The sequence below is a fragment of the Pantoea sp. CTOTU50773 genome, assembly GCF_032082325.1.
Classification (GTDB): Bacteria; Pseudomonadota; Gammaproteobacteria; order Enterobacterales; family Enterobacteriaceae; genus Pantoea; species Pantoea communis.
Window position 1 is genome coordinate 22,189 of the sequence record NZ_DAMDQC010000048.1, and the last position, 6,348, is coordinate 28,536.

General features: G+C 51.9%; 6 protein-coding genes and 1 pseudogene. 5 read left to right on the forward strand and 2 right to left on the reverse strand.

Annotation, left to right across the window (positions count from 1 at the left end):
• The 3 genes from RT340_RS10065 (at position 1) to RT340_RS10075 (ending at position 2,674) form a co-directional block, all read left to right on the forward strand.
• A complete protein-coding gene (locus RT340_RS10065) occupies positions 1–1,101 on the forward strand; it encodes an ABC transporter substrate-binding protein (RefSeq protein WP_313375689.1) in 1,101 nt (366 codons plus the stop codon).
• Positions 1,102–1,341: 240 nt separating this feature from the next.
• A complete protein-coding gene (locus tag RT340_RS10070; protein ID WP_034827492.1) occupies positions 1,342–1,512 on the forward strand; it encodes a KGG domain-containing protein in 171 nt (56 codons plus the stop codon).
• A 268-nt stretch (positions 1,513–1,780) separates the two neighbouring features.
• Positions 1,781–2,674, forward strand: a complete 894-nt coding sequence (locus RT340_RS10075) for an SDR family oxidoreductase (RefSeq protein WP_097117795.1) — start codon at positions 1,781–1,783, stop codon at positions 2,672–2,674.
• 43 nt (positions 2,675–2,717) lie between these two features.
• Here RT340_RS10075 and RT340_RS10080 read toward each other — a convergent pair whose 3' ends face one another.
• Positions 2,718–3,590, reverse strand: coding sequence for a DMT family transporter (locus RT340_RS10080; protein ID WP_313375699.1), 873 nt, complete (start codon positions 3,588–3,590; stop codon positions 2,718–2,720).
• 209 nt (positions 3,591–3,799) lie between these two features.
• Positions 3,800–4,705, reverse strand: a complete 906-nt coding sequence (locus RT340_RS10085) for a LysR family transcriptional regulator (protein WP_313375693.1) — start codon at positions 4,703–4,705, stop codon at positions 3,800–3,802.
• Positions 4,706–4,836: 131 nt separating this feature from the next.
• Between RT340_RS10085 and RT340_RS10090 the strand changes: the two are divergent.
• Positions 4,837–5,587, forward strand: a pseudogene (locus tag RT340_RS10090) (SDR family oxidoreductase).
• 269 nt (positions 5,588–5,856) lie between these two features.
• Positions 5,857–6,348: carbapenem self-resistance protein CarG family protein (locus RT340_RS10095; protein WP_313375695.1), on the forward strand; the 492-nt coding region annotated here is incomplete at its 3' end.

Genomic DNA, 6,348 nt, shown 5'->3' on the forward strand with positions numbered 1-6,348 from the left:
ATGCTGATTGTTCTGGCCTGCTTCTTACTGGTGCTTAGTAGCGCCGCGCTGGCAAAAACCGTCACAGATATTGACGGTAATCAGGTGGATATCCCTGACCATCCGCAGCGCATTGTGCTGGGCGAAAGTCGCATGCTCTACACGCTGGCGCTGCTGGAACCGGGCAATCCTTTTCAGCATATCGTTGCCTGGCCTCAGGATTTGAAAAAGTACGATAGCCAAACGTGGAACAGTTTTGCGCGCCAGTTCCCGCAAATGTTAAAAATCCCTTCCCTCGGTTCAGGCGGCCCGAATGCTATCAATCCTGAGCAGATCCTGGCGCTCAAACCGGATGTGGTGATCCTGCCGAGCCTGGCGCGCTACGATGATGCCGATCTGCTCCTGGTGAGTATGCTGAAAGCCGCCCATATTCCGGTGGTGAAAATCGATCTGCGCGTGCATCTGCTGAAGAATACCCGTCGCAGCGTGGAGATTTTTGGCGAGGTGCTGAATGAGCAGGCTCGCGCGCAGGCCTTTAACCGTTTTTATGACGCACATATGCAGGTGATTCGTGATCGGCTGGCCAGTTATCACGGTGCGAAGCCTTCAGTGTTGTTGCAGTTGCATCTTGGCCGCCGTAATGAGTGCTGTGTCACCGCCATCAACGGCAGCCTTGGCGAACTGTTAAACGCCGCAGGCGGCGATAATATCGCGGCTAAAACGCAGCACGGCGTGTTTGGTCGCTTGAGTGAAGAAATGGTGATTGCGGCGCAGCCTAATTACTACTTCGCCACCGGATTTGGCGATAACGAGGCGCAGGGTTTGCTGAAGCTGGGGCCAGAAGTGGCATTGCCAGCGGTGCAAAGCAGCTTCGCCCAACTGACCTCGCAGCAAAACGGATTGCGTGAATTAGCCGCGCTACGTAACGGCCACTCCGCCGTCATCTGGATGAATTTTTACCTCAGCCCCTGGCACATCGCGGCAACGGAATTTATGGCAAAAACACTTTATCCTCAGCTGTTCGCGGATGTCGAACCCGAGCAAACGTTAAAGCAAATCTTCAATGATTTCCTGCCCATACCTTATAGCGGGACCTATTTCACTCAAATCCCTGCGAGTTAATCGGCCTTATTGATAATCGAAGCGTTAAATACGCTTCGATTATATTAATAATTAATTATTAACCTTCATAATTCATTTGCTTAAAAAATAAGATACGAAAAAATACTCGATAATCCACTTATACGCTGCCGCCGCGCTTGTTAATATTCACAGTGGCACTAACCTTAATTCTGCAGTCTGGACATAACGTGTGACGCTATCCACGATTATGTAATCGCAATGCATGAATGAGGGCATTTTATGGCCGAGCATAGAGGCGGTTCCGGTAACTTCGCAGATGATAAACAAAAGGCATCTGAAGCGGGTAAAAAAGGTGGGCAAAGCAGTGGCGGCGGTAGTTTTAAAGACAACCCTGAGAAAGCCTCCGAAGCCGGAAAAAAAGGCGGAAAAAGTAGTAACAAAGGCTCTTAAGCCGCATCGGGCGCGCTAGTCGCCTCACCGACAAGGATGCCAATAGGTTCAACTGGCAATTGAATAAGTGCAATGACGATATATGACTGACGTCTTGCGCTTATTCTGCTCTCCCCTCTCATTCCAGTCACGCCTTTTATTTCCATCGCCGCAGCCATAATACCGCCTCGCTTAAGCTGAAAAATTTCAATTGGTCATTTTTTGACGTGACATATATCACATTTATGCCAGGCTTAATTTATCACTAGCGAAGAACATGGAGATTAAGATGAGTTCATTGACTAATAAAACGCTGCTCACCCATCAATATCCGACACCTCCCTTTAAAAAACAATTACAGGATTTTCCTGGGCTGGCGGCAAAAATGGAACCGCGCCCGGATCATGGTGAAACCAGCTATCGTGGCACTGGTCGTTTAACCGGTCGTAAAGCGCTGATTACCGGCGGCGATTCCGGGATTGGACGTGCGGTGGCGATTGCTTACGCGCGTGAGGGTGCCGACGTGGCGATAAATTACCTGCCCGATGAAGAACAGGATGCGGCAGAGGTGATAAAACTGATTGAAGCGGAAGGTCGTAAGGCGATTGCCATACCGGGAGATATTCGCTCCGAAGCCTTTTGCCAGCAACTGGTGAAGGAAGCGGCGACGAAACTCGATGGTCTGGATATTTTGGTCAACAATGCCGGCCGTCAGCAGTTCAATGAATCGATTCGTACCCTCTCGACAGAAGATTTTGATGCGACCTTTAAGACTAACGTGTATGCCATGTTTTGGATCACGAAGGCGGCGCTGGAGTACCTACCGGCGGGTTCATCGATCATTAACACGTCGTCAGTGCAGGCCTACGATCCCAGCGCCATCCTGCTGGATTATGCCCAGACCAAAGCGTCGATTGCGGCCTTTACTAAAGCTTTAGCCAAGCAGTTGGGTAAAGACCAAATCCGCGTCAACGCCGTGGCACCCGGCCCTTACTGGACTGCATTGCAGGTGTGTGGCGGACAACCGCAGGAGAAAGTGGAGCAATTTGGCGCTTCCGCGCCACTGGGTCGCCCCGGTCAGCCTGCTGAAATCGCGCCGCTGTATGTGACGTTTGCGGAAACCACCAATAGCTTCACGTCGGGACAGGTCTGGTGTTCTGATGGCGGCACCGGCACGGTTTAACCACGATAAAGGGCGCATCCATTTTGATGCGCCCTGTTCGATCTTACCCCGATGTTTTCAGGCGCGGTGTGCGAAACACCAGCATGATGCCGAGCAGAATAGCCAGCATTCCCATCATCCCCGACCACGGCAGCGCATTACCTAACAACAGGTAATCCAGTACTGCCGTTATCACCGGAACCAGATAAAACAAACTGGTGACGTTAACGATGCTTCCCGCACTCAGCAGCCGATACAGCAGCAGCTGCGCCACCACCGAGATCATCACCCCAAGAAACAGCACGGAAATCCAGAAGTGCAACGTAAAGTCGATATGGAAGGCTTTAACCGGAAGCAGTAGAGCACACAGCGCCAGGCTCACCGCGTATTGCAGCGGCAGTACCTGCGCGGGATGCTGGGACACCTTTTTCTGCATGATGGCACCAAACGTCATACACAGCAGTGCGCCGAGAGCGAAGACAATGCCGCACAACGGCAACTGCGACGCCGCCAGACTGCGCCACACCAGTAGTATTAATCCTGCTAAGGCGATCACCAATCCCAGTAATCGCGTGCCTTGCATGCGCCTTTCCACGATGCAGAGCGTCAGGATCGGTTGTATGCCCATGATGGTAGCGATTAAACCTGGCGTCACCCCCTCGGCCATCGCCTGGAAGTAACACACCGAATAGGCACCAATCAAAATCAGACCGGTAAACATCACCGTTTTTCGGCTGCCTGCATCGGGTAACCAGCGACGCCGAAATAGGCCCACCAGCAATAATGCAACCAGCGCCACACCGAAGCGCACGATCAATAGCGCGATGGGTGAGGCATTGTCCAAACCCAGGCGAGAGAAGATGGCCGCACTGCCCCACAGCAGCACGAAGCCCGACGTCGCCGCTTGCGACGTCAAAGACGAAGAACGCATGAAAATGCTCCTAAAACAAACGTTGGAAATTTAAGCGTGAAGACTTCCGGTTCTTAGCGAACCACAACGCGTGCAGGAGGCGGTGGCGGACAGCAGATCGCATACAGGCCATGTTCGTATGACGGGGAAAGTGCGGCTGAAAGTGTCATTTACGCAGGCCTGTAGTCAAAATAGGGAGTTCAGAAACAAAAAGTTAACAGATCGCCTCTGGCTTGTCATCCATTGAGTCGCGCAGGAAATACCTCACGCAACCATTCGATAAACACCCGTAAACGCTGGGTCAGATGGCGGTTTTGCGGATATACCACGTGAAACGGATAGCTGGCGGGCCGCCAATCCTTCAGTATTTCCACCAGTGCGCCTGACGCTAAATCTTTGGCTGCTGCGTATCGAAATGTCTGAATGATGCCTAATCCTGCCACCGCAGCTGCCAGATGAGCATTGCTTTCATTAATCCCAATGCGATGCTCGATTTTCATTTCCTGTTTCTCATTACCCTGCACAAAGCGCAGCGGGAAGGCGCGCCCGCTTTGCGGGGATAAATAGCTAATCCAGCGATGGCCATTTTTAAGCTCTTGCGGATAGGTTGGCACGCCGTAAGTTTTGAGATATGCGGGTGCCGCGCAGGTGATCATCTCAGCATCACCAAGATGACACGCCACCAGCGATGAATCACCCAGCGGACCGCCACGAATCACGCAATCGACATTGTCGCTTATCAGATCTACAGCCCGGTCCGACACGCCGAGGTCGAGGCGGATTTCGGGAAATTGCGCAACGAAATCAGGTAGCAGTGGGATGAGAACCTCACGCGCCGTTGATCCGCCAATATCAATACGCAGATACCCGCGCGGTGTACCGTTTACCGCGTTAAATGCGCCATCAATATCTTCCAGGTCACGCACGATACGTAGCGCTTTATCGTAGTAATCACGTCCCTCCGGCGTGACGGTCACGCGCCGTGTGGTGCGCTGAAGCAGGCGCACGCCCAGATGCCCCTCTAACTCCTGCACCAGTTTACTCAACGTGGCATTCGGCATATCCAGTGAATCGGCAGCGCGAGTAAAATTTCCCGCCTCCACCACGCGCGCGAATGCTCGTATTGCCAACAGTTGGTCCATGCTTATTATCCATACACAGGAATAATGATTTCGATTTTACACCATTTATCACTAAACCGCGCAGGGTTACATTGCCTCCCATGCACTGCAACGCAGTCATCACACACTTAAATCCATTTGGGAGAACACTCATGAACACATCATTAAACGGTAAAAGTGCATTAGTCACCGGCGGCACCAGCGGGATTGGTTTAGCCTCTGCTCAGGCATTGGCAGCACAGGGCGCACGGGTGTTTATCACCGGTCGTCGCCAGCCGGAACTGGATACCGCCGTGACGCTGATTGGTGCACAGGCAACCGGTATCCGCGCTGATGCTTCTGTGCTGAGCGATCTGGATGCGTTGTATGCGCAGATTGCACGCCAGGCGGGTCGGATCGATATCCTGTTCGCCAATGCTGGCGGCGGCGATATGTTGCCACTCGGTGCGATTACTGAAGAACACTTCGACCGGATCTTTGGCACCAACGTGCGTGGCGTACTGTTTACCGTGCAAAAAGCGCTGCCGCTGTTAAGCGACAAAAGCATCGGTGATTTTGACCTCGTCCACCACTTCGGTTCAGGGCACCGCAGGATTCAGTGTTTACAGCGCCAGTAAAGCCGCCGTGCGCAACTTTGCCCGCTCATGGGCGCTGGATGTGAAAGATCGCGGAATTCGTGTCAACGTGGTGAGCCCTGGTCCGGTGCGCACGCCGGGTTTGGGCGATTTAGTGCCCGAAGATCAGCGTCAGGGATTGTTCGATGCATTAGCTGCCCAGGTGCCATTGGGCCGATTGGGTGAACCCGGTGAGATTGGTCAGGTGGTGGCGTTTCTTGCATCCGATGCCTCCAGCTTTGTTAATGCCACCGAACTCTTCGTGGATGGCGGCATGGCGCAGGTATGAGTTGAGGGTTAAGGAAAGACGTTCACATTAAGTCTGTTTTCCTCTAACGAAGTGCGTAATGGATGACGCGCTTCTTCGGTTAATCTCTTTTCTTTTAATTATTCCGTTCACCCTTTCACATCACAGAAAAAACACCCATAATTCAGCGCGATTGGAGAGCAAAATTTTTAAAATACGCCATGATGGCCATCAGGCAGCAATGCCATGCTGTCTTTCAATATTCAGGTTTTAATCCCTGATATTGTCTTAACCAGTAAGGAAAGCGTGCAGTGAAATTAAAAACTTTCGCGTTTATCGTTCTGTCATTATGTACCGTTTTCGGTGCGCAGGGTGCTACGCGGGTCGGGTTGCTGGCAGGGGCGAATAATATCGACCTTAATCAGGATGGCGTCCCGGATTTGCTGGTCTCTGCGACCTTTGACAATAACACCTCGCATCCCAATCAGACGCTATCTGCCTTCATCAATAAAAACGGTAACTGGTTTATTTTACCGGTTCCGGATGATGATGGTTTTACCTGGTCGGATTTTCGTCTTGCGGGTTCCTCTGACAAAATCATTGGTTTTGAACTGCACAATATCCAGGGCGTTTATTACCTGATCCGCGCGATGAAATTCTCGTCAAATCAGGACAATGATGATCTGACTGAAGCCGCGCAAATAAAATTCTCTCGCTATCGGGTAGCGGAAAGCAGCGAAGAACCTGGCGCTCCGGTTTTTTATTGGCAGCTGTCTGGCAGTTATACCACCTCACAAGCGTAT